The 2084-nt window shown below is 71.1% G+C and carries 2 protein-coding genes and 1 pseudogene; 2 read left to right on the top strand and 1 reads right to left on the bottom strand.

Annotated elements, in window-relative coordinates; translation table 11 throughout:
* Nucleotides 1-184 (bottom strand): annotated as a pseudogene (locus G6020_RS14655) (hypothetical protein); the annotation flags it as partial.
* A gap of 181 nt (nucleotides 185-365) precedes the next feature.
* Here G6020_RS14655 and G6020_RS14650 point away from each other — a divergent pair.
* Both G6020_RS14650 and G6020_RS14645 read left to right on the top strand, forming a co-directional pair.
* Nucleotides 366-1001 (top strand): XRE family transcriptional regulator, encoded by a 636-nt coding sequence (locus tag G6020_RS14650; protein ID WP_182611112.1) that lies wholly within the window; start codon nucleotides 366-368, stop codon nucleotides 999-1001.
* 240 nt (nucleotides 1002-1241) lie between these two features.
* Nucleotides 1242-2084: DUF222 domain-containing protein (locus G6020_RS14645; protein WP_182611111.1), on the top strand; the 843-nt coding region annotated here is incomplete at its 3' end.

Here is a 2084-nt window from a genome sequence, read left to right as displayed (position 1 = left end):
TGTCCACGTCGACCACCCGGCCGTCGAGCAGCCCCACCCCGGCGATGCGGTCGACCTGCCTCCCGGCGGTGCCGTCCGGCTCCGGGGCGGTGATGCCGGACCTGGCGGTTGCGCCGTCCAGCCTCGGGGCGGCAGCGCCTGGCTCCGGGGACCCTTCTCCACGCTGGCGGGTGAGTGTGTCCACTGACTGGGTTCTCCTGCTCTGCCGGACCGTCCCCGGCCGGGTCGGTGTGGTGCCTTGCGCTTTCGACCAGGACGCGGGATATTGACCTCGTCAATACAGATCAGTGTCACGGGTCGGTGTTTCGCCCGGATTACCCCGCCGGATCTGATCTGTAACCGCTCACTGACGATGGGAGACACCGGTGTCGGGGTTACGTGGCGACGGACTCGCGCGCCTGGGTGCACGCATCCGGCACCACCGTCAGCAACTCGGCCTTACCCTCGTGGCGGTGGCCGGCCAGGCCGGCATCTCGCAACCGTTCCTCAGCCAGATCGAGCGTGGCAAGGCGGCCCCGAGCATGTCGACGCTCGAGGGGCTCGCCCACGCATTGGGCACCACACAGGCGCACCTACTCGAAGCGGTCGACGCCGTCGCCCCGACGCCCGGAGGCCCCGACGCGCCGGCGGGCGACCCGTCGACGGCAGGCGACTCGCCACCGGCGACGGGCGGACGCGTGGACATTCGTCGCGCCTCCGAGGGCGCCGTCCTCACCCGCGCGGAGGGCACCGTCGGAGGGCACACCCGACTACTTCCGGGCGGGCCCAACGACACGCAGTTCCTCGAGTTCGTGGAGACCAATCACGTGCCGGGCCGATTCTTCGAACACCCGGGCCGCGAATGGGTGTACGTCACCAGGGGCACGGTCCTGCTCGAGGTGGGCGAGTCTCTCAGCCGACTGCAGGCGGGGGATGTCGCGAGGTACGACGGCACCCTCCCCCACCGCTGGTACGTGCCCGAGGGCGGGCGGGCCTGCCTGATCGTGGCACGACCGGGCTGAGGCGCCCCGCACCTCGCCGACCTGGCGTGCCCTGAACGGTCCGAGCAGGGCACCCCAGGTCAGGACTGCCCGATCCGCGCACCCGCACATCCACACCCACTCGGAGCCGAGGCGTCCGGCCTCCCGCTCCGCGCCTCACTGACCTGCGATGCCCTGAACGTCGTGTGCAGGGCACACCAGGTCGGGCCAATGAAGTCGGCGCCCCCACACCGTGTCGTACCTCGAACATACGATCGAATCATGACCTCCACACCGCGCCCTGTGCCCGACAACGTCGACCCTCCCGAGGCGCTCATCCCGCCTCCCGGATTCACCACGTGGACGGGGCCCGCACTCCCCGTGCTGGTCCCCGAGGCGTTCGCCCGGTGGGACCCGGGCCAACAACGCGGCTACCTCGCCCAGAGGACGATCTGCGCGGCCGAGGGTCGGACGCTCGCCTACGCCTACGACTGTGTCCGTTCCGCCACCGATCGTTTCGCCACCGAGCACGACCGCCATCGTGATCCGTGGGACGCCGCCGCCACGATGATCGGCGCCTCTATGGCGCTCTCACGCCACGGCGCATCCCGTCTGGTGACCACCGCGGTCGAACTGACCGAACGGCTCCCCCGAACGGCGGCGCTACTGGCGACGGGGTGGATAGGAATCCTCGCCGCGCACACCATCGCCGAGGAGACAGCCCTTGTGGCCGATCACCTCATGCCCGAACTCGATCGGCGGATCAGCGACGGGTTGGCTCCCACCAGGCGCCGGACCCACCCGCCGAGGCTCGGCCCATTGCGCAAGATGCTCATCAAGACCGTCGCGGCCTGCGATCCACTCGGTGCCGATGCCCGCGCCCGGCAGGCGCGACGTGACCAGGACGTGGAGCTGGTGCCCCTCCGGGACGACCGTGCGATCATCTCGGCCACACTCACCGCCGAGGACGCGCTGGAGATCGCGGACCGTATCGAGGCCCTCGCCCGCACCGCCTCGGCCGACGATCCGCGCCCCCTCGGCCAGCTCCGCGCCGCCGGATTGCTCGCGCTCAGCCGCGGCTGGGCCTGCCTGCCCGACCCGCAAGGAGAACACCCCGCCGACCCG

Source organism: Dietzia sp. B19 (assembly GCF_014145155.1).
GTDB lineage: Bacteria > Actinomycetota > Actinomycetes > Mycobacteriales > Mycobacteriaceae > Dietzia > Dietzia natronolimnaea.
Note: the sequence above shows the minus strand (reverse complement) of the source record. Positions and strands in the feature narration are given on the sequence as shown.